Source organism: [Mycobacterium] fortunisiensis, assembly GCF_019050325.1.
Classification (GTDB): domain Bacteria; phylum Actinomycetota; class Actinomycetes; order Mycobacteriales; family Mycobacteriaceae; genus Mycobacterium; species Mycobacterium fortunisiensis.
On sequence record NZ_VOMB01000020.1, the window covers coordinates 312,857 to 331,737 of the forward strand.

At 68.9% G+C, this 18,881-nt stretch carries 18 protein-coding genes; 11 read left to right on the forward strand and 7 right to left on the reverse strand.

Annotation, left to right across the window (positions count from 1 at the left end):
• Positions 1-43: 43 nt before the first annotated feature.
• Entirely contained in the window at positions 44-1,039 is a 996-nt protein-coding gene (locus FR943_RS17510; protein ID WP_217159452.1) for a class I SAM-dependent methyltransferase, read from the forward strand.
• A 28-nt stretch (positions 1,040-1,067) separates the two neighbouring features.
• Here the strand turns inward: FR943_RS17510 and FR943_RS17515 are convergent, their stop codons facing one another.
• Complete coding sequence (locus FR943_RS17515) at positions 1,068-2,045, reverse strand: GlxA family transcriptional regulator (RefSeq protein ID WP_217159454.1); 978 nt, start codon at positions 2,043-2,045, stop codon at positions 1,068-1,070.
• Positions 2,042-3,622, reverse strand: a complete 1,581-nt coding sequence (locus tag FR943_RS17520) for an acetolactate synthase large subunit (RefSeq protein WP_443732535.1) — start codon at positions 3,620-3,622, stop codon at positions 2,042-2,044. Before FR943_RS17520 ends, FR943_RS17515 begins: the two co-directional genes overlap by 4 nt.
• Before the next feature lie 103 nt (positions 3,623-3,725).
• On the opposite strand from FR943_RS17520, the gene FR943_RS17525 reads away from it, so the two are divergent.
• Positions 3,726-4,379, forward strand: coding sequence for a DJ-1/PfpI family protein (locus tag FR943_RS17525; protein WP_217159458.1), 654 nt, complete (start codon positions 3,726-3,728; stop codon positions 4,377-4,379).
• Complete coding sequence (locus FR943_RS17530) at positions 4,379-4,702, forward strand: hypothetical protein (RefSeq protein WP_217159460.1); 324 nt, start codon at positions 4,379-4,381, stop codon at positions 4,700-4,702. The genes FR943_RS17525 and FR943_RS17530 overlap by 1 nt, the downstream gene beginning before the upstream one ends.
• On the opposite strand, the gene FR943_RS17535 is transcribed toward FR943_RS17530, so the two are convergent.
• Together FR943_RS17535 and FR943_RS17540 are read right to left on the reverse strand one after the other, a co-directional pair.
• Complete coding sequence (locus FR943_RS17535; protein ID WP_217159461.1) at positions 4,687-6,507, reverse strand: Hsp70 family protein; 1,821 nt, start codon at positions 6,505-6,507, stop codon at positions 4,687-4,689. The genes FR943_RS17530 and FR943_RS17535 overlap by 16 nt on opposite strands.
• Positions 6,508-6,571: 64 nt before the next feature.
• Positions 6,572-7,645, reverse strand: a complete 1,074-nt coding sequence (locus tag FR943_RS17540) for an NAD(P)H-dependent amine dehydrogenase family protein (RefSeq protein ID WP_217159462.1) — start codon at positions 7,643-7,645, stop codon at positions 6,572-6,574.
• Positions 7,646-7,767: 122 nt separating this feature from the next.
• Here FR943_RS17540 and FR943_RS17545 point away from each other — a divergent pair, with 122 nt between their 5' ends.
• On the forward strand, positions 7,768-8,514 hold the full coding sequence (locus FR943_RS17545; protein WP_217159463.1) for a 3-oxoacyl-ACP reductase family protein: 747 nt from the start codon (positions 7,768-7,770) through the stop codon (positions 8,512-8,514).
• A gap of 3 nt (positions 8,515-8,517) precedes the next feature.
• Here FR943_RS17545 and FR943_RS17550 read toward each other — a convergent pair whose 3' ends face one another.
• Positions 8,518-9,588 (reverse strand): glycoside hydrolase family 183 protein, encoded by a 1,071-nt coding sequence (locus FR943_RS17550; RefSeq protein WP_217159464.1) that lies wholly within the window; start codon positions 9,586-9,588, stop codon positions 8,518-8,520.
• Between the two features lie 20 nt (positions 9,589-9,608).
• The gene (locus FR943_RS17555) at positions 9,609-10,127 is read right to left on the reverse strand and encodes a hypothetical protein (protein WP_217159465.1); all 519 of its coding nucleotides are present in this window, start codon (positions 10,125-10,127) and stop codon (positions 9,609-9,611) included.
• Between the two features lie 159 nt (positions 10,128-10,286).
• Here FR943_RS17555 and FR943_RS17560 point away from each other — a divergent pair, with 159 nt between their 5' ends.
• From FR943_RS17560 to FR943_RS17585, 6 genes are read left to right on the forward strand one after another with little or no spacing between them, the layout of a single operon-like run.
• Positions 10,287-11,810 (forward strand): ABC transporter substrate-binding protein, encoded by a 1,524-nt coding sequence (locus tag FR943_RS17560; protein WP_217159715.1) that lies wholly within the window; start codon positions 10,287-10,289, stop codon positions 11,808-11,810.
• Positions 11,807-12,784, forward strand: a complete 978-nt coding sequence (locus FR943_RS17565; RefSeq protein ID WP_217159466.1) for an ABC transporter permease — start codon at positions 11,807-11,809, stop codon at positions 12,782-12,784. Before FR943_RS17560 ends, FR943_RS17565 begins: the two co-directional genes overlap by 4 nt.
• Entirely contained in the window at positions 12,781-13,662 is an 882-nt protein-coding gene (locus FR943_RS17570) for an ABC transporter permease (RefSeq protein ID WP_217159467.1), read from the forward strand. Before FR943_RS17565 ends, FR943_RS17570 begins: the two co-directional genes overlap by 4 nt.
• The gene (locus FR943_RS17575) at positions 13,659-15,224 is read left to right on the forward strand and encodes a dipeptide ABC transporter ATP-binding protein (protein ID WP_217159469.1); all 1,566 of its coding nucleotides are present in this window, start codon (positions 13,659-13,661) and stop codon (positions 15,222-15,224) included. Before FR943_RS17570 ends, FR943_RS17575 begins: the two co-directional genes overlap by 4 nt.
• Positions 15,225-15,227: 3 nt before the next feature.
• Positions 15,228-15,968: an SDR family NAD(P)-dependent oxidoreductase gene (locus FR943_RS17580; protein WP_217159471.1), complete on the forward strand. Its 741-nt coding sequence runs from the start codon at positions 15,228-15,230 to the stop codon at positions 15,966-15,968.
• Positions 15,965-16,309, forward strand: coding sequence for a hypothetical protein (locus FR943_RS17585; protein WP_217159472.1), 345 nt, complete (start codon positions 15,965-15,967; stop codon positions 16,307-16,309). Before FR943_RS17580 ends, FR943_RS17585 begins: the two co-directional genes overlap by 4 nt.
• 28 nt (positions 16,310-16,337) lie before the next feature.
• Here FR943_RS17585 and FR943_RS17590 read toward each other — a convergent pair whose 3' ends face one another.
• Positions 16,338-17,156 carry a universal stress protein gene (locus tag FR943_RS17590; RefSeq protein WP_217159474.1) on the reverse strand — a complete coding sequence of 273 codons (819 nt, stop codon included), beginning with the start codon at positions 17,154-17,156 and terminating at the stop codon, positions 16,338-16,340.
• 146 nt (positions 17,157-17,302) lie between these two features.
• On the opposite strand from FR943_RS17590, the gene FR943_RS17595 reads away from it, so the two are divergent.
• The gene (locus FR943_RS17595) at positions 17,303-18,880 is read left to right on the forward strand and encodes an adenylate/guanylate cyclase domain-containing protein (protein ID WP_217159476.1); all 1,578 of its coding nucleotides are present in this window, start codon (positions 17,303-17,305) and stop codon (positions 18,878-18,880) included.
• Position 18,881: the final 1 nt, after the last annotated feature.

Genomic DNA, 18,881 nt, shown 5'->3' on the forward strand with positions numbered 1-18,881 from the left:
GCCCACCCCGCGTCGAACGCCGCCGCACCCGCACACCGCCGGAATGAGCTCGGCGACCAAGCTTCTGGAGCAGGCGGCCCGCACCGTACCGATTCCGGCACCGCCACAGTCGATCGTGATCGCCGACTACGGAGCGGGCACGGCACTGAATTCGATGGAGCCGATCAACGCCGCGATCACGGCGCTGCGCGCCCGCACCCGGCCCGAACATTCGGTGCTGGTGACACACACCGATGACGCCGACAACGACTTCTCCACGATGTTCCGGATCCTCCAGGAGGATCCGCGGTCCTATCTCCGCAAGCATCCGGCCACGTTCAGCACAGCGGTCGGCCACTCGTTCTACAGTCAGATCCTGCCGTCCAACTGTGTCCACCTGGGCTGGTCTTCCTGGGGTGTCATCCGGCTGGGCCGGGTGTCGATGCCGGTCCCCGATCACGTCGTCGCGGCGTACAGCAACGACAACCACGCCCGCACGGTCTATGCCAAGCAGGCGGCCCACGATTGGCACGAGTTCATCGCCTTCCGCGGCCGGGAACTGTCGCCGGGTGGCCGTCTGGTGGTGCTGACAACCGGTTTGGGTGACGACGGAGATTTCGGCTACGAGCCGCTGTTCCAGTCCATCATGAGCACCCTGACCGAGTTGATCACCGACGGCGTGGTGAGCGCCGACGAAGTGGCCCGCATGTCACTGCCCATCGCCGGGCGGCGCGCCGCGGATTTCGTCGCCCCGTTCGCGCCGTCGGGCCGATTCGAGCGGCTACAGATCCAGCACCTGGAGATCTTCGACGCCGAGGACCGCATCTTCAAGGCCTACCGAAGTGACCGCAACGCAACCGCATTCGGCAGCCGCTGGGCCGATTTCTGTCAGTTCACCGCGTTCGCCGATCTGGGTGCGGCAATCGACGGTCCCCCGGATCGGCTGGCCACCTTCTACCACCGGCTGCACACGGGCATCGCTGCGCGGATGTCCGCCGACCCGGAGCAGATGCGCATTCCGATCGCCGCGGTGGTGTTGGAGAAGCGACTCCCGAGCTAGCGAGCCGGCCGGGAAGTGGAGCTGACGATCAACTCACCTTGAGGCGGCGAAAGGTGTTGCGGTACTGCTGCGGTGTGACGCCGGTGAGCCGGCGGAACTGCTCACGGAAGTTGGCCGGCGAGCCGAATCCGACCTGACGGCCGATGTGTTCGACGCCGTCGGTTCCGCTCTCCAGCAACTGCTGGGCGTGGCGGATCCGTACTCCGGTCAGCCATTGCATGGGTGATTGGCCGGTCTCGGCCTGGAAGCGCCGGTTGAGGGTGCGTGCGCTGACGGCCGCGCGAGCGGCGATGTCACCCAGGCCCAGGTCGCGATGGGCCTCGCGTTCGATCCAGGCCAAGACGTCATCGAGCTTGTTGTGTTGCCCGATACCCCTGGCCGCCACGGTGTTTCGCGGAATGAACTGGGCCTGGCCGCCGTCGCGGTGCAGTGGGGCGACCGCCATCCGGGCGGCGTCGGCGGCCACCGCCGCGCCGTGGTCACGCCCAACCATGTGCAGACACAGGTCGATGCCCGCCGAGGCACCCGCCGAGGTGAGCAGCTGGCCTTCGTCGACATAGAGCACGTCAGGGTCCAGCTGCACGGCGGGGAAGGCGGCCCGGAAGGCGTCGGCGGCCAGCCAGTGCGTCGTGGCTCTCCTGCCGTCCAGCAGCCCGGCCGCGGCCAGGATGAACGCCCCGGTGCAGATCGACGCGATGCGGGTGCCGGCGTGGAGCGCGGCGCGCAGCGCCGCGCACACGTCGCCGGGAACCTCGGCGGTGATGTCCTGGCAGCCCGGGACCACGATGGTGTCGGCCTCGGCGAGCCGCTCCATAGCGTGCTCGGTGACGATCCGCACCGGGCCGGCGTCGACGATCTCGGCCGGGCTGCACACCAGGATCCGGTAGGCCGGGCCGCCGCCGGGCAGCGTCGCTTTGGCGAACACCTCCATGGCGGTCGCCAGGTCGAACGCGTTGACGCCGGGCAGCGCCAGCACCGCTACCGTGGGTGCGCGCCGGCTGTTCATCCCGGCGACCAGGTCGGCAGCACCGCGTCGATCAGATGCGGCCCGGGTTCGGCCAGTGCGGCGCGGAACTGGTCGGCGAGTTCTTCGGCGGTGCCGGCACGGCTGGCCGGGACACCGAAACCCTGTGCGATCGAGGCGAAGTCGATGTCGGGGCGGCTGAGGTCGAGCAGTGATCGCGACCGCTCCCCGTCCGCCCGGGTGCCCACCCGCATCAACTCCAGCTGCAGGATCGCATAGGCGCGGTTGTTGAGGATCACGACAGTGATGTCGAGCTGCTCACGGGCCATCGTCCACAGCGCGGAGATGGTGTAGGCGGCACTGCCGTCGGACTGCAGGGCGATCACCGGCCGGTGCGGCGCGGCGACGGCGGCGCCCACTGCCACCGGCAGACCCTGCCCGATCGCTCCGCCGGTCAGGGTGAGCACGTCGTGCGGCGGGGACGACGCGGTGGCGGCCGGCAGGAACACCCCGCTGGTGTTGGCCTCGTCGGAGATGATGGCGTTCTCGGGCAGCAGCGCGGCGATCACCTGCGCCAGGTTCTGCGGGTTGAGTGGGCCGCTCGGTGGCGCCCCCGGTTCGGACGGTGGCACCGTGGGTGCGGCACCGCCCAATTCGTCTGCGAGACCGGACAAATCCTCGACCGCCAGGTGGTGGACCGTGGCGCCGTCGGGCACCAGCACACTCGGCTTTCCCGGATAGGCGAAGAACGACACCGGCGTCTTGGCCCCGACCAGCACCAGATGTGTTGCCCCGGAGAGTTGTTGCGTGGCCTGCTCGGCCAGGTAGCCGAGCCGCTCGAGGGCAGGCACGTCGCGGCCACGGGCCAGCCGGGCCGGAAAAGTCTCGACCAGAACCCGCGCACCGGCGGCAGCGCGGATCCGTGCCGCTGCGCGTAGTCCGTCGGCTGCGGTGGCGCCGCCCCCCAGCAGCAGCACCGCGTGCTCGGCCTGGGTGCGCAGCAGCTCGCCGGCGGCCGCGACGTCGATGTCTATGTCACCGGGTTCCGGTTCCACTTCAGAGATGTTGTCGAGCAATGGTTTCTGCGCTGTGGCTTCCCAGGAATAGTCGGCGGGAAGGATGACGGTGGCCACGCGTCCGGGCGGCGCGGTGGCGCTCTGAACCGCCTCGCGGACGAGGATATCGAGGTCGGCTGCCGAGTCCGGACGGTGCACCGAACCATGTGTCCACTGCCCGAGCGCCTCGATATCGGATTCCAGTGGCGCGTCGAGTGACTGGTGGTAGGTGGCGTGATCGCCGACCACGTTGACCACCGGGCTGAAGGCCCGCCGGGCGTTGTGCAGGTTGGCCAGCGCGTTTGCCATCCCCGGGCCGAGGTGCAGCAGTGTCGCGGCGGGGCGACCAGCGATGCGGGCGTATCCGTCGGCGGCCCCACTGGCGACCCCCTCGAACAGGCACAGCACCGGACGCATCGCCGGCACGGCATCCAATGCTGCGACGAAATGCATTTCCGAGGTGCCCGGGTTCGCGAAGCACACGTCGACGCCTTCGGCGAGCAGACGGTTCACCACCACTTCGGCTCCGGTGCTCAGGCCGGGCTGCTCGCTCTGGTCATCCACTCGCCCCATAGTGGTCGCCGGGACGCCTACTGGCAAGATTCCGTCACAAACTGGCCATCTGGCCACTATCGGATCCGCGGTGCCGGACGCGACGATAACCGCCGTGCATGCTCAAATCGTGTTGTTCGACGGGTTCGACCCGCTCGATGCGATCGCCCCGTTCGAGGTCCTGTGTGCCGGAAGTGACGCACTCGGCGGTGAACTGACCGTGGAACTTGTTGCCGCCGAAGGCCCAAGAACCGTGGTGAGCGGCAACCGCGGACTGGCCCTGACCGCCACGGCCCAACTCGATCCCGAGAAGCCCGGGTTCATCGTGGTTCCGGGGGCGGTCGGACCGATCGACGGGGATCCCGACGAAGTGGACACCATCCCGGTGCTGCTGGCCCGGTTCGGCGAGACCGCAGCCGTCGAACTGATGCGCCGGGCCCTGGCCAATCCAGAAGTCACCGTTGGCTGTGTTTGCGGTGGCTCCCTGGCCCTGGCGATGGCCGGTCTGCTGGAAGGACGCCATGCGGTGACGCACCACCTGGGGATGGACGTGCTCGAGGCGACCGGCGTCCGGGTGGTCGACGCGCGCGTCGTCGACGACGGTGATCTGGTCACCTCCGGCGCAGTGACCTCGGGGCTGGATCTGGCGCTACATCTGTTGCAGCGCAGTTATGGCCCCAAGATCGCGCTCGCGGTGGAGTCCATGTTCGGCTACGAGCGCCGCGGCACGGTGTGGACCGATACCGGCCGGCAGCCGGAGGCATTCTGATGGGGCTGTCCGGGCAATGGGACGTCCGGATCAAGACACCGATCGGGTCGCTCGACGTCGTCTACCGCTTCGACGAGCCCGACGGAGCGGTCACCGGTACCGCGCAGGGTAAGGGTGAGACGGTGCCGCTGCGCGACATCACGGTTGCCAATGGCACTGGTGCACAGCGGGTTACCTGGCGGCAGTCGGTGACCAAACCCATGCGGCTGAATCTCGATTTCGACGTCATGATCGACGGTGACCGGATGGTGGGCTATTCGAAAGCCGGCCGCCTGCCCCGCTCGGCCGTGACCGGTGTCCGGCGGCCTCAGCCTCCGGTGTGACCACCGCCCGGCGCCGGAACCCACGGCAGGCCGGGGATCGTCGGGTACGGCGCGGTGGGGCTCCACGGCGCGCGGGTGGTGGTCGGCGCTTGGGTGGTGGTGACCGGCGGTTCCGTCGTCGTCACCGGCGCCTCGGTTGTCTCAGTCGGCGTGGGTGTCTCAGTCGGCGTGGCTGTCTGCGCCGGCGGCGGGGTTTCGGTGACGGGCGGGGCCTCCGGCGCGGGGGGCTCCACGGTCTGGGTCACCGTCTGCGGAGCGGGGGCCTGCTCGATGACCGTCTGGGGCGCCGGCTCTGGGGCCGGAACGTCAACCGGCGCAACAGGTGCGGCTTCCTCCGGTGCCACCGAAGTCGACGTGACCGCCTTGGAGGTGGACGCCGGGACGGTGGCCTCGTCGCCCCCGGTCAACGTCACCAGTGCGGTCACGACTGCCACCAGCACCGCTGCGGCGCCGGCACCCACCAGCACCGGCGGCCGGCGATACCAGGGCCGGGCGGCGATCTCGTCGTGTTCGGTGAGTTCACGCTCGCCGAACTCAAGGTGCGGCCGGGCCGTGGTGCCCCCGGCCGCCGGTTCCAATCCGGTACCGAAGCCGGTGTCGAACCCGCCGTCGAAGTCGGCACCGTAGTCGTCGACCGGCGCGATGTCGGGCACATCGTCGGCATCCGACCAGGCCAGCGCCTGCGGCGCGGCCGGTGGCTCCGGCGCCGCCAAGGCAGCGGCCTGTGTCGGCGGGGCCGCGGCGGCCGGGGCCAGCGCCGTCGCCCCGTCTTCTGCGGTACTGCGCAGCGCGATCAGGCCACCGCCGATGGCCGCGGTCAGCTCCGGCTGGGCCGCTGTGATCACCGGTACCCGCAGCAGGTCGGACAGCGTCGTGGTGAACGCCGGAATCCGTGCGCCACCACCGATGGTGGCGGCGGCGGCCAGCTCGCCCGGGCGTACTCCGCTGCGGCCCAAGGCATCCTGCAGCACCGACATGAATTCGGCCGTCGGTTCGGCGAGCACCTCGTCGAGTTCGTGGCGGTTCAACCGCACCTCGCTGCGATGCCCAGGCAGTTCGGCGACCAGGCTCGTCACGGAGTCGGCGGACAAACGTTCCTTGGCGCGACGGCACTCCCCACGCAGCCGGCCCAGGGAGCCGATGGCCGAGGTTCCGGCCAGGTCGATCGTCCCGGCGGCCGACAGGTCGCGCACCACATGGGTGAGCAACCCCTGATCGATCAGGTCACCGGACAGATCGGGGTGCCGGATCGTCGGGGCGATCGGCTGGTACCGGTTGGCCGCGTCGGCAAGGGTGATGCTGGTGCCGCTGCCGCCGAAATCGCACACCGCGATCACCCCGCGGGTGGGCACGCCCGGATCGTCCTGCAGCGCCACCAGCGCTGCCACCGCGTCGGAGACCAGCACGGGGTCACCGACGTCCGCCCGCGCCGACAGCGCACCGCGCAGCGCCTCGACGTGGTTGGGCCGCCAGTGGGCGGGATGGGTGACGCTGACCGGGTCGGCCGGCGGGTGACCGCGGGTCAGGGTGCGCAGCAGTGCGCCGAGCGCCTCGGCCAGCAGGTCCTCGCCTCGGTGCGTCGAACCGTCGGAAGCCAGCATGCCGACCGGATCCCCGACCCGCTCCACGAAGTCGGTGAGGATCAGGCCACGTTCGGTGAGGTGGGGGTTCTCGCTGGGCACACCGACCTCGGCGGGCCGATGACCGAAGAGCGTCAACACTGGTGAACGCGTCACCGCGGCGCGGCCCACCACCACTGCCGTGAGGTTGGTCGAACCAATCGACAACCCGATCCCGCCGGCCATGCCACCTCCGTTTCGAGACGAACCCTATCCGGTAGTCCATCTCGCGCGACGCGGCCGGCGTTACTCAGCGAATGGTGCCGAACCCCGGAATCAGTGGTAGATCCAGAGCCGTCACCCATCCGGGCAAATGTTCGTTGACGGCGGGTACGGCGTTGAGCGCCCGCAGCCCGGTGGCCAGGCATCCGGCGGCGGCAGCATCGCGGCCGGATCCGTCGGTGAATCGGAAGGCCGTCTCCTGCGAGATACTCGGGGTGCCCTCGATGTCGACGCGGTACACGTCGTTGTCGTTTCCGGCCGGCCAGTCCGGCGCGGCATCCAGGCCGATCCGGTTGACGTGTTCGAGCTGGATGCGGGTCTCGCCCCGGTAGACGCCGTTGATGGTGAAGCGCACCGCAGCCACGTTGCCGGCCGGAATGATGCCCTTGGCCGACTTGCGTTCATCCGGGGTGACCCACTTGTCCCACGTGGTGGTGATCTCGTCGAGTTCGATGCCCGCCGCGTGCGCGATCATCGGAACCGTTGCGCCCCAGGCGAAGATGAGAATATCCGGGGTCTCCAGCAGGGCCCGGTGCTCGGGCGGTTTGCCGATGCCCATCTCGAATTCGTAGTCGCCGGTGTAGTTCGAGTAGTCCAGCAGTTCCGAGGCCCGCACCCGGCGCACCTCCGAGCACAGTCCCATCAGGGTCATGGGAAACAGGTCGTTGGCAAAACCGGGGTCGATCCCGGTGGTGAAGCAGGATGCCCCGCCGGCCTCACAGGCCTCGGTGATGGGCTCGATCCAGGCCGGCGGGTTGAGCCGCATCGTGGGCCACACCCAGGGCGTCATGGCGGTGGAGCACACGTCGATACCGGCCCGCAGGAACCGGGTGATCACCTCGATGTTGGCGTCGGCGTGTGCGGCGGTGGGCCCGTAGTGCACCACCGCGTCGGGCTTCAGCGCGATGAGCGCCGCGACGTCATCGGTCGCGGTGATTCCAGTCGTCGCCCCCAGATCGCAGATCTCCCCGACGTCGCGACCCACCTTCTCCGGGTTGCTCACCCCGACGCCGACGAGTTCGAACAGTGGATGCTTGACGATCTCGGCGATCACCATGCTGCCGACAAACCCGGTACCCCAGACCACCACACGCTTGACCATCCGAACACCCTGGCACAGTGAAGCCGATCACACCGGGAATCTCCGCTCAATTGTCGTCCTTTACCCAGCATGGCCCTCGGCCGACCGGCCGGAAGCCTTGAACACTTGGGAAGGCAACCGAAATGACCTCTGCAACTCTGGCCGGGCGGCGCGCACTGGTGACCGGCGGATCGCGTGGAATCGGCGCCGGTATCGTCCGGCGGTTGGCCGCCGACGGCGCCGCGGTGGCATTCACGTACGGGGCCTCGGCGGAAGAGGCCGACAAGCTGGTGGCCCAGCTGACTGCCGACGGCGGCACAGTCGTGGCGATTCAGGCCGACAGTGCCGACCCGGCTCAGGTGGCCGCTGCCGTCGAGGAGACGGTCACCGTCCTGGGCGGACTCGATGTCCTGGTCAACAATGCTGGGGTGGCGGTGATTTCGCCGATCGACGAGTTCACCCAGGAGCAGTTCGACCACCTGGTGGCGGTCAACATCGGCGGCGTCTACTCGGCGATCCGCAGCGCGGTCGGCCATCTCGGTGAGGGGGCACGGATCATCAACATCGGCAGCATCAACGCCGACCGGGTGCCCACGGCCGGCACCGCCGTGTACGCCATGACCAAGGGCGCGGTCGCAGCGCTGACCCGTGGGCTGGCTCGCGACCTCGGCCCGCGCGGGATCACGGTGAACAACGTGCAGCCGGGACCCATCGCCACGGACCTGAACCCGGACGAAGGTGAATTCGCCGACGCGGTAAGGCAAACCACCGCGCTGGGCCGTTACGGTCACACCGCTGACATTGCGGCGGTGGTGAGCTTTCTGGCCGGCCCGGAATCCGGCTACGTCACCGGCGCGAACTGGAACGTCGACGGCGGCTTCACCGCGTGACCGTCACAGGTTGATCTCGTCCGGTTGCCGCGGCTTTCGGCTGGTGTCCTTCAACTTGGCCTTGAATTGCATTGCCCGATAAGGCCATCCGCGGTCGGTATGCCATTGTGAGACCACCAGCCCGACACCGCCGGTGATGTCGAAGCGGGAGCCCGGCAGCAGATAGCCGCCATAGAGTTGGGCGACCTGGCTGGCCGCGTGGTCCTCGCCCGGCCAGGACGATCCCCGGATCGGCGTCTGCACGGGCGTGGTGTGCATGTTGGCCACCGGCGCGGGAACCACCCGGTAGCCCAATGCGTAGGAGGACGCCAGAAATCCGCCCAGCACCCAGGTGCCCGGCGCGGTGCGGCGGAACGTCAACTCCCCCCAGTGCTCGCCGGGCGGGGTGATCGGGGTGGCCTGCCGGCCCCAGCGCCAGCGTCCGCCGGCGAACCCCCAACTGAAGTACTGCGAACGTCGGCCGATGTCCTCGGGCCGCACCCGCATCAGGATGATGCCCTTGTCACGCTGAAAACCGGTGGCCACCACGTAGACCCAGCCGTCGTCGGGATCGAAGTCCCACGACCAGCATTGGGCATAGCCGTCGTGCAGGCCCGCCGGGAATTTGGCCTGCTCCCCTAGGTGCGCCCAGGACTCCCCGTTGTCGTCCGAACGCCAGATTTCGGTCCAGATGACGGTGCCGAAGCCATGATTGACGATCGCGTGCAGATACAGCGAGTCCCCGACCCGCAGCAGATCGGACGGAATCACGGTGCTGATCCCGCCGCGGCGCCAGCCCGAGGCCGAGTCGTCGTGAATGTAGTGCCACAGTTGGCGCGCATAGTCCGGGTCCGGTCCACCCGCGGATTCGTAGACGATCTCGTGGTTGGCGTCGCCGGTGCCGATCAGCACCACCGGTGAACGCCAGTCCCCCTGCCCGACCCGGCGCCCCGAAAAGGTGTCCCCGAAGACCGATACCAGTTTGCCGTTGGGGGCCAGCACCGAGGCACCGAGATCGGTGCAGGTGACCCCGAACCGATCGGTACGTCCCGGCCCGGTGATGTCGACGACCTTGCCGTCGATCAGCGGCAGCACCCGCGCTCCCTCAGCCCTGGCTAGGTGCACCACCGCAAGCCGCCGGGCTCACAGTCGAGCGGATAGACGTCCACCGGAATTTTGAGTGGCTCCTTGTAGGCGATGGTGAACGGGAAGGTGTGGATCGCGGGAGCCAGGCCGCACACCGCGTTGTTGGCCACGCTGCGGGTGCCGGTCTTCGCGATGTCGTCGAATTTGTAGGTCTCGGTGATCGGCGCCCAGCTGCCGTCGGCACACTGGATGCCTTCCTTTGTGGACGTGGTGAAGGTCCATTCACCTCCGGTCAGCACGGCATCGCCGCCCTTGACCCCGCCGGTTCCCTGGATGTGCAGACGGCATGCCACCGCCAGTTCCAGCGGCTCACGCAGATCTCCGACGGTGGGCACGCACGACGGGTAGATGATCCAGGTCGCTCCCGACAGCCCCTCCTGGTTGTAGTGGTATACGCCCTGTGGCACTGGCTCGGCCTGTGCCGCGCCGGCCAGTCCCAGGCCAACGCCCATCACGAGCGAGGACAACAGGGCGGCTCCGGTGGTCATGCGCTTGAACGTCACAATGGGTGAGTATCGCAGTCTTCATCTACAGTCGTCACCGGTATGGGTTCGGACACCTGGGGCCCGCGGGGCGACCCCAGCGGGTGAGCACACGAACTCCTCACCCGCGGTGACCCTGGAGAGATCGTGACCACGCGACCAACCGTGACGGCGTTGGCGACAGTCCTGGCGTTCGTGCTGGCCGCATGTTCGGCGGCGTGTTCCACCGGCAACCGGGTGGATCTGGGCGATGCGTCGGCGGGCAATCTCATCGCCGCCATCGCCGGGGAGCCCGATCAGCTCGACCCGCACCGGACCAGCGCCTACTTCTCCTTCGAAGTGCTGGAGAACGTGTTCGACACCCTCGTCGAACCAGACGACGACCTGCAGATGCGCCCGGCGCTGGCGCGGTCCTGGCAGGTCAGCCCCGATCAGCTCACCTGGACCTTCCAGCTGCGCGACGGTGTGCGCTGGCATGACGGCAGCCCGCTGACCGCCGATGACGTGGTGTATTCCTACCGCCGCATCATCGACGCGCAGTTGACCAACGTCGACAGGTTCGCCGCCGTCAGCGACGTCCGCGCGGCGGGTCCGGGCACCGTGGTGGTCACGGTCAAACATCCCAGCCCCAACCTGCTGACCAACCTCGGCGGGTTCAAGGGCATGGCGATCGTGCAGCGGGCCAACGTCGAAAGCGGCCAGATCGCCACCCACCCGATCGGCACCGGACCGTTCTCCTTCGCCGGCCGACGCAGCGGCGACACCATCACGCTGAAAGCCAACCCGCACTACTGGGGCGGCGCACCGAAGGTGTCGGGGGTGACGTTCCGGTTCATCTCCGAGCCGTCCACGGCACTGTCGGCGCTGCAGGCCGGCGAGGTCGACTGGACCGATTCGGTGCCGCCGCAACGGGTGGCCCAGTTGCGTGACGACGACTCGCTGACCCTGGCGGTCACCCCGGGCAACGACTACTGGTACCTGGCACTCAACGAAGCCCGGCCGCCCTGGAACGACGTGCGGGTGCGCCAGGCCATCGCCTACGGCATCGACCGGGACGCGATCACCGCGGCCACCAGCTACCGCACCGCCACCACCAACCAACTGGCGATCCCGCGCGGCAGCCCGTGGTTCACCCCCTACGATCGCTATCGGTACGACCTGGACACCGCGCGCGGCCTCCTGAAGGAAGCCGACGCCGCGCCACGAAACCTCGACATGCTGGTCACCAGTGAGTATCCCGAGACCGTCACAGCGGCCCAGATCATCGCCGACAACCTTGCGCCCCTTGGTATCACGGTGAACATTCGCACTGTGGACTTCGCCACCTGGCTCGACGAACAGAACACCGGCCACTTCGACATGCTGATGATGGGTTGGCTGGGCAACATCGACCCGGATGACTTCTACTACGCGCAGCACCACACCAACGGCACGAGCAACGCCCAGAAGTTCTCCGACGCCGAGGTCGACCGTCTGCTGGACGCCGGCCGCACCGAGACCGACGAGGCCAAGCGAAAAGAGGCCTACGCCAAGGCCGCAACCCGCATCGCGGATCAGGTGAGCTACCTCTACCTGTACAACCCGTCGGTGATCCAGGCCTGGGCCAACAACCTGTCGGGATACCAGGCCCGCCGCGACGGTGCCGTCCGGTTCCGCACCGCCGACCTGGATCGAGGTGAGAATTCGTGACGTTGACCGAGTTTCGTGCCGACCATCCGGCGCTCGATTTCCTGGTCCGGCGCCTGCTGTACTCGGCGGTGGTGTTGATCGGTGTGCTCGTCGTGGTGTTCGCCCTGGTGCACCTGGTGCCGGGCGACCCGGTCCGCATCGCGCTGGGCACCCGCTACACCCCGCAGGCCTACGACGCGCTGCGCACGGCCAGCGGCATGGACCGCCCCGTCGTCGAGCAGTTCTTCTCCTATCTGGGTTCGGCGTTGACGGGTGACCTCGGGGTCAGCTTCCGCAACGGCGACCCGGTGACCGTCACCCTGCTCGACCGGTTGCCCGCCACCCTGTCCCTCGGCGTGGTCGGCATCCTCATCGCGCTGCTGATCGCGCTGCCCGCCGGTATTTTCTCGGCGCTGCGGGAGGGTCGGCTCAGCGACGGAATCGTGCGGGTCGCCAGCCAGTTCGGGGTGTCGGTGCCGGACTTCTGGCTGGGCATCCTGCTGATCGGGCTGTTCGCCTCGACGCTGGGCTGGTTGCCGACATCGGGATACCGTCCGCTGCTGGGTGATCCGGGTGGCTGGCTGCGCCACATCATCCTGCCCGGGCTGACGGTGGGTCTGGTGGCCGGCGCCATCGTGACGCGCTATGTGCGCTCGGCCGTGCTGGAGGTCGCCGCGATGGGTTATGTCCGCACCGCACGGTCGAAGGGCCTGGCGCCGCCGGTGGTCACGTTCCGCCACATCGTGCGCAACGCCCTGCTGCCGGTGCTGACCATCACCGGGATCCAGCTGGCCACGATCCTGGGCGGGGTGATCGTGGTGGAGGTGGTGTTCGCCTGGCCCGGCCTGGGCCGGCTGGTGTTCAATTCGGTTGCCGCCCGGGACTATCCGGTGATCCAAGGTGCGGTGTTGTTGATCGCGGTGCTGTTCCTGCTGATCAACCTGTTGGTGGATGTGCTGTACGCGATCGTCGACCCGCGGATCCGGCTGTCATGAGCACACCGCACGATTCCCGGGTCTCCTCCTGGCGGCTGCTGCTGTCCAATCCGGTGACCGCCGTCAGCGCCGCGGTGCTGCTGGCCGCACTGATCGTCACACTTGCCGCCTCCTGGATCGCCCCGTACGGGATCAACGACATCGACGTGCCGAGTGCGCTGCAGGGTCCCGGCACCACGCACTGGTTCGGCACCGATGAGCTTGGCCGCGACGTGTTTTCGCGGGTGCTGGTGGCGATCGCGGCCTCGCTGCGGGTCGCGGTGGTCTCCGTCGCGCTGGCCGCGGTGATCGGTGTGCTGATCGGCGTGCTCGCCGGTTACCGGGGTGGTTGGATCGACACCGTCGTGATGCGCGTCGTCGACGTGATGTTCGCCTTCCCGGTACTGCTTCTCGCTCTCGCGATCGTGGCAGTGCTCGGGCCGGGTGTCACCACCACGATGCTGGCCATCGGCATCGTCTACATCCCGATCTTCGCCCGGGTGGCCCGGGCGTCGGCGCTGGGGGTACGCGTGGAACCGTTCGTCGCGGTGTCGCGCAGTATGGGTACCGGCGACGGCTACATTCTGGCCCGGCACATCCTGCCGAACATCGCCGGGCCGTTGATCGTTCAACTGTCGCTGTCGCTGGCGTTCGCGATCCTGGCCGAGGCCGCGCTGTCGTTTCTGGGGCTGGGCATCCAGCCGCCGCAGCCCTCGCTGGGCCGGATGATCTTCGACGCCCAGGGGTTTGTCACGCTGGCCTGGTGGATGGCGGTGTTCCCGGGCGCGGCGATCTTCGTGATGGTGTTGGCGTTCAACCTGTTCGGCGACGGGCTGCGCGACGTGCTCGATCCCAAGCAACGGACCTCGATCGAGGCCAGGAGGGCGGGACGGCCATGAGTCAACCGGTGCTGAGGGTCGACGACCTGCGGGTAGCGATCGGCCGCCGCCAGATCGTGCGCGGTGTGTCGTTCGAGGCACAGCGCGAGCAGACCGTGGGCATCGTCGGCGAGTCCGGTTCGGGTAAGTCGATGACGGTGCTGGCCGCCACCGGCCTGCTGGACGCACCGGGTGCGGTGGTCAGCGGCACCAGCACGCTGGCCGGTGACGTCGAGTTGGTCGGCGCGTCGGCGCGCGCGCTGCGGGCCGTGCACGGCAGCCGGATCGGCTTCGTCTTCCAGGACCCGGGGACGTCGCTGAACCCCCTGCTGACCCTGGCGCGTCAGATCACCGAAACCCTTGAGATACACCGGAACATGACCCGGCGCCAGGCCCGGTCCCGGGCCGGCGAACTGCTCGATGAGGTCGGGTTGTCCGCGGAACGTCTCGACGCCTACCCGCATCAGCTGTCCGGCGGGCAGCGTCAACGGGTGATGATCGCGATCGCTCTGGCGTGTGACCCGGAACTGCTCATCGCCGACGAACCGACCACCGCCCTCGACGTCACCACCCAGGCACAGATCATCGACCTGGTCGGCGAGCTGCAACGTGAATTCGGCACCGCGGTGGTGTGGATCAGCCACGACCTCGGCGTGATCGGCCAGGTGGCCGACGAGGTCACCGTGCTGCGCGAGGGTGAAGCCGTCGAGCAGGCGCCGATCCTCGACGTGTTCGACCACTCACGGCATGCCTACACCCGCGAGTTGCTGGACGCCCGGCCGCGGGTCGACGGCCCCGGCCCCGCCCCCGCACCCGCGGATGCGTCAGTGATGTTGCAGGTAAACGGACTTCAGGTGCACTACGGCGCGGTGCGCGCGGTCGAGGACATCTCGTTCACGCTGCGGCGGGCGAGCACGCTGGGCATCGTCGGCGAGTCGGGCTCGGGCAAGTCCACGGTGGCAGCCGCCCTGGCCGGCCTGGCCTCCCCCGCAGCCGGCACCGCAACCCTCGATGGCGCCGATGTCTTCGCCGGTGGCCGGGATCTGCGCCGGCGGATCAGCCTGGTGTTCCAGGACCCGTTCTCGGCACTGAATCCGCGGGCCCGGGTCGACGTCTCGATCGGCGAACCGCTGCGGGTGCACCGGTTGGCCCGCGGTCGCCGGCAGCGGGCCGCTCGGGTGGCCCAACTGCTCGAGATGGTGGGGTTGCCAACCGAATTCGCCTCACGCTATCCGCACGAACTGTCCGGTGGCCAACGCCAGCGGGTCAGTATCGCCCGCGCCCTGGCCACCGAACCCGACGTGCTCATCCTGGACGAGTCGACGGCGTCGCTGGATGTATCGGTGCAATCGACGGTCCTGGACCTACTGGCGCGGCTGCAGCGCGAGTTGGAGTTGGCCTATCTGTTCATCGCGCACGATCTCGCGGTGGTGCACCGGATGTGCCATGACGTCCTGGTGATGCGGGCCGGTGAGGTCGTCGAACACCGGCCGGCGGCCGACTTGTTCGCCGCACCGGAACACCCCTACACCCGTAGCCTGCTGGCCGCCGTTCCGCCGGCCGGCCCGCGTGAGAAGGTCTAGGGCATGACTGCTCTGGAGGGAAAGGTCGCGCTGGTCACCGGCGCCTCATCGGGTCTCGGCGCGGCGGTGGCCCAGTTGTTCGCCGCCCGCGGTGCCGCGGTGTTCGGCGTGGCCCGCGACGCCGAACGGATGGCGACGGTGTTCGAGGAGGTACCCGGCGGTGCATATGCCTCCGTGGACATCTCGTCGTCGCAGGCCTGCCGCGAGGCGGTGACGCAGTGCGTCGACAAGTTCGGCAAGCTCGACATCCTGGTCAACGTCGCCGGATTTCACCAGATGCGCCACACCGTGTCGGTGACCGACGAGGAGTGGGAGAAGGATCTGGCGGTCAACCTCAACGGGCCCTTCTTCCTGTGTCGGGCGGCCCTGCCACAACTGTTGGAGAACGGCGGCAACATCGTCAATGTCGCGTCTATCGCCGGCGTCGAAGGCGAGGTGTACTCGGCGGGTTACTGTGCGGCCAAACATGGACTCGTGGGCCTCACCCGCGCCCTGGCGATCGAATTCACCGCGGAACGGGTTCGGGTCAATGCGGTGTGTCCCGGCGGTATGCTCACCCCGCAGACCACCGAGTTCGCCGCACCGGAGAACGCCGATTGGAATCTGATCATGCGCATCGCCGCCCCCCGCGGAATGATGGACGTGGCCGACGTCGCCAAGACCATCGCCTTTCTGGCCAGTGACGACGCCGCCGCCGTGCACGGCGCCGTCTACATCGTCGACGCCGGAAAGACCGCCGGATGAGCGCCGTCGCCGGATCGGCGGCCACACATCGCAGCGTGGCGGTCGCCGGATCGGCGGCCACCGCGGCCAGCGTCGCGGTGGCCGGCTCGGCCGCCACCGTATCCAGCGCCGGGGTGGCCGGCTCGGCCGCCACGGCCAGCAGCGCAGCGGTGGCCGGAAGTGCGCTCACCGCAATGTCATTCGCAATGCTGTCCTGCCTGGCCTGCATCGGCTGTTTCGCGTGTCTGCGGTGCGCGGGGTGTGTGGGTTGCGCGCGGTGCCGCAACTGTGTCGGATGCGTGGGCTGTTACAACTGCTCGGGCGTGCGCGGAGGCGTCGGCCTGCGCAACGTGCACCGGTGATCGGCGGCGGCCACCACCGGCCGGCCGATCAGCCGGCCGGCACCACCAGGACCGGTCGATAGGTTCGCTGCAGCGTCGCGCTCGCCACGCTGCCCAGCAACATCTTCTTCAGCCCGGAGCGCCCGCGGGACCCCACCACCACGACCCCGGCCCGCTGCTCGTCGGCGAAGGCCACCAGGGCGTCGGCGGTGGCACCCGCGCCGGAGCCGCGGAACCTGGGTATGCGGTGATCCGCCTCGCCGCCACCCTCGTCGCCGTCGTCGACCGCCACCGAGATCACCTCACGGTCGCCGAACAGGGCCCGGGCGGCGGTCAGCGCCCGATCGGAACCAGCGGAGCCGTCGACCCCCACCACCACCGGACCGTCGGACACCGCCTGGTATTCGGCCGAGACCATGTGCTGGGACACCACCAGCACGGCGCGGGACGCATGGTGCACCACCAGATCCGACACGCTGCCGAGCTTCGAGTCGGTGGCGCCGATACCGCGCGCGCCGACGATCAGTACCTCGGGTGCGAGCTGTTCGGCCACCTGGGCCAATCCGAGACCCTCACCGGCCCAGGTGCGCTTGACCAGCGCCTCGGGTTGCCACCCGGCGGCGCGGGCCAGGACCACTCCGATGTCGACCAGCCGGGCGGCTTCCTGCTCGCTTTCGCTGTCCACGAGGTCGATCAGCTCGTCGACGTTGCGCGCCGAATGCCGCAACCGGGCCCGCAATCCCTTGCTGCCGAACGGCGGGGTGCACAGGTAGACGACCACCGCCTCGGACCCCGGGAACAGGGCGGCGCCGCTGGTGATCGCCGTGTTGGCCGCCAGCGATCCGTCATAACCGAGCACTACCTTCATCTGGGTCCCCTTGTCACGTTCGCTTCGACGCGTCCGATTCCAGCCTAAAGGCCGCCGGTGGAAGCGGCGCCGCAGCGCACTCCGGCACGAGAAACAAGTAGCGCACTACCCTATCGGCGGCCCGGCCACAGGCGCAGGCTTTGTCCATGGACGCCACCCTCACCGGCTCCTCCCGCGCCCTCGCCCCCACCGCCGGGGACGCACTTCGGGATCAGACGTTCAAGCGATGGGTGTGGGGCGCGGCCGCCGTCAGTGTCGTGGGCGGCGGAATCGTCGGCGCCTTCCTGGCGTTCGCCGCTCCCATCGTGTTGAGCCCGGCCGACACCCGCAGCCTGCTGGTGCGCGGCGGCAGCGCCCTCGTCGTGTTCCTCGCCGTCGCGGTTCCGGTGATGTTGCGGGTCCGGCGCCGCCGTTTTGCGGCCAGCACACTCTGGCTCAGCCACGGGCGCCCGCCCACCTCACGCGAACAACGGCTGACGCTCGGCGCGGCCGGCGAAGCGGTCCGGCTGTCGGGTGCGGTGTGGGGTGTCGGGGCGGTGATCTTCGGATCCCTGGCGCTCACCCAGCAGGTCTCCACCGCGGTGTACATCTTCAGTGTGGTGGCGCTGGGCGGCACCTCGACGAGCGCGGTGTGGTACCTGATCGTCGAACGGGTCATGCGTCCGGTGTCGGCCCGAGCCCTCGACGGCTCCGCGCCGGACCGGCGGTTCGGTCCGACGATCGGGCGCCGGCTGACCATGGCCTGGCTGCTGGCCACCGGGGTGCCGTTGTTGGGTGTCGCGGTGCTGGCCCTGGGGTATCTGGCCGACGTCGGCTTCCGGGCCCAACGGACTTTCGCCGCCATCCTGATCCTGGTGGCGGTCGCGATCGTGGTCGGCCTGTTCGCCATCCTGATCGCCATCCGGTCGGTGACCGAACGGGTGACCGCGCTGCGCCGGGCCCTGGCCCTGGTGCAGGCGGGTGACTTCACCGCCCGGGTCGAGGTGGACGACGCCAGCGAAATCGGGCGTCTGCAGGCCGGTTTCAACACCATGACGGCCGGCCTGGCCGAACGTGAACGCATCCGGCATACCTTCGGCACCTACGTGGATCGCGATGTGGCCGAACACATTCTGTGCGCGGCCGGCTCGGTGCAGGCGCAGGAGGTGGATGTCACCCTGATGTTCGTCGACGTCCGCGGATTCACCAGTTTCGCCGAACACCTGCGCCCCACCGAAGTGGTCACCACCCTCAACCGGCTGTTCGAGCTCATCGTGCCGATCGTGCACGAGCACGGCGGCCACGTCGACAAGTACGCCGGGGACGGCTTGATGGCGGTGTTCGGCGCGCCCCGGCGCCAGGACCGGCACGCCGACGAGGCCCTGGGCGCCGCGCTGCGGATCGCCGAAGCTGTGGGCGAGGAGTTCGGCGGCACCCTGTCGGTGGGAGTCGGGCTGAACTCCGGGTCGGTGGTGGCCGGAAACGTGGGCGGCGCAGGGCGTTTGGAATTCTCGGTGATCGGCGATGCGGTGAACGTCGCGGCCCGGGTGGAGACCGCCACCCGCCAGACCGGCGACACCGTGCTGCTGACCGCGGCCACATTGGACCAACTCAGCCGTGGCCAATTCACCAGAGGACGAATCAGTTTCGAGGCCCGGCCCGGCCTGACGCTCAGGGGCAAGACCACACCGGTGGCCGTCTATGCCCCGGTGTCGACAGACCGCGCGGTGAAAGCCGCCTCCTGAC

Excerpts from the sequence above, each read along its gene's own strand:
- FR943_RS17510 (WP_217159452.1), top strand. The coding sequence starts at position 44 with ATGAGCTCGGCGACCAAGCTTCTGGAGCAGGCGGCCCGCACCGTACCG.
- FR943_RS17575 (WP_217159469.1), top strand. The coding sequence starts at position 13,659 with ATGAGTCAACCGGTGCTGAGGGTCGACGACCTGCGGGTAGCGATCGGC.
- FR943_RS17540 (WP_217159462.1), bottom strand. The coding sequence starts at position 7,645 with ATGGTCAAGCGTGTGGTGGTCTGGGGTACCGGGTTTGTCGGCAGCATG.
- FR943_RS17590 (WP_217159474.1), bottom strand. The coding sequence starts at position 17,156 with ATGAAGGTAGTGCTCGGTTATGACGGATCGCTGGCGGCCAACACGGCG.
- FR943_RS17545 (WP_217159463.1), top strand. The coding sequence starts at position 7,768 with ATGACCTCTGCAACTCTGGCCGGGCGGCGCGCACTGGTGACCGGCGGA.
- FR943_RS17580 (WP_217159471.1), top strand. The coding sequence starts at position 15,228 with ATGACTGCTCTGGAGGGAAAGGTCGCGCTGGTCACCGGCGCCTCATCG.
- FR943_RS17515 (WP_217159454.1), bottom strand. The coding sequence starts at position 2,045 with ATGAACAGCCGGCGCGCACCCACGGTAGCGGTGCTGGCGCTGCCCGGC.
- FR943_RS17535 (WP_217159461.1), bottom strand. The coding sequence starts at position 6,507 with ATGGCCGGCGGGATCGGGTTGTCGATTGGTTCGACCAACCTCACGGCA.
- FR943_RS17585 (WP_217159472.1), top strand. The coding sequence starts at position 15,965 with ATGAGCGCCGTCGCCGGATCGGCGGCCACACATCGCAGCGTGGCGGTC.
- FR943_RS17530 (WP_217159460.1), top strand. The coding sequence starts at position 4,379 with ATGGGGCTGTCCGGGCAATGGGACGTCCGGATCAAGACACCGATCGGG.
- FR943_RS17595 (WP_217159476.1), top strand. The coding sequence starts at position 17,303 with ATGGACGCCACCCTCACCGGCTCCTCCCGCGCCCTCGCCCCCACCGCC.
- FR943_RS17570 (WP_217159467.1), top strand. The coding sequence starts at position 12,781 with ATGAGCACACCGCACGATTCCCGGGTCTCCTCCTGGCGGCTGCTGCTG.
- FR943_RS17555 (WP_217159465.1), bottom strand. The coding sequence starts at position 10,127 with ATGACCACCGGAGCCGCCCTGTTGTCCTCGCTCGTGATGGGCGTTGGC.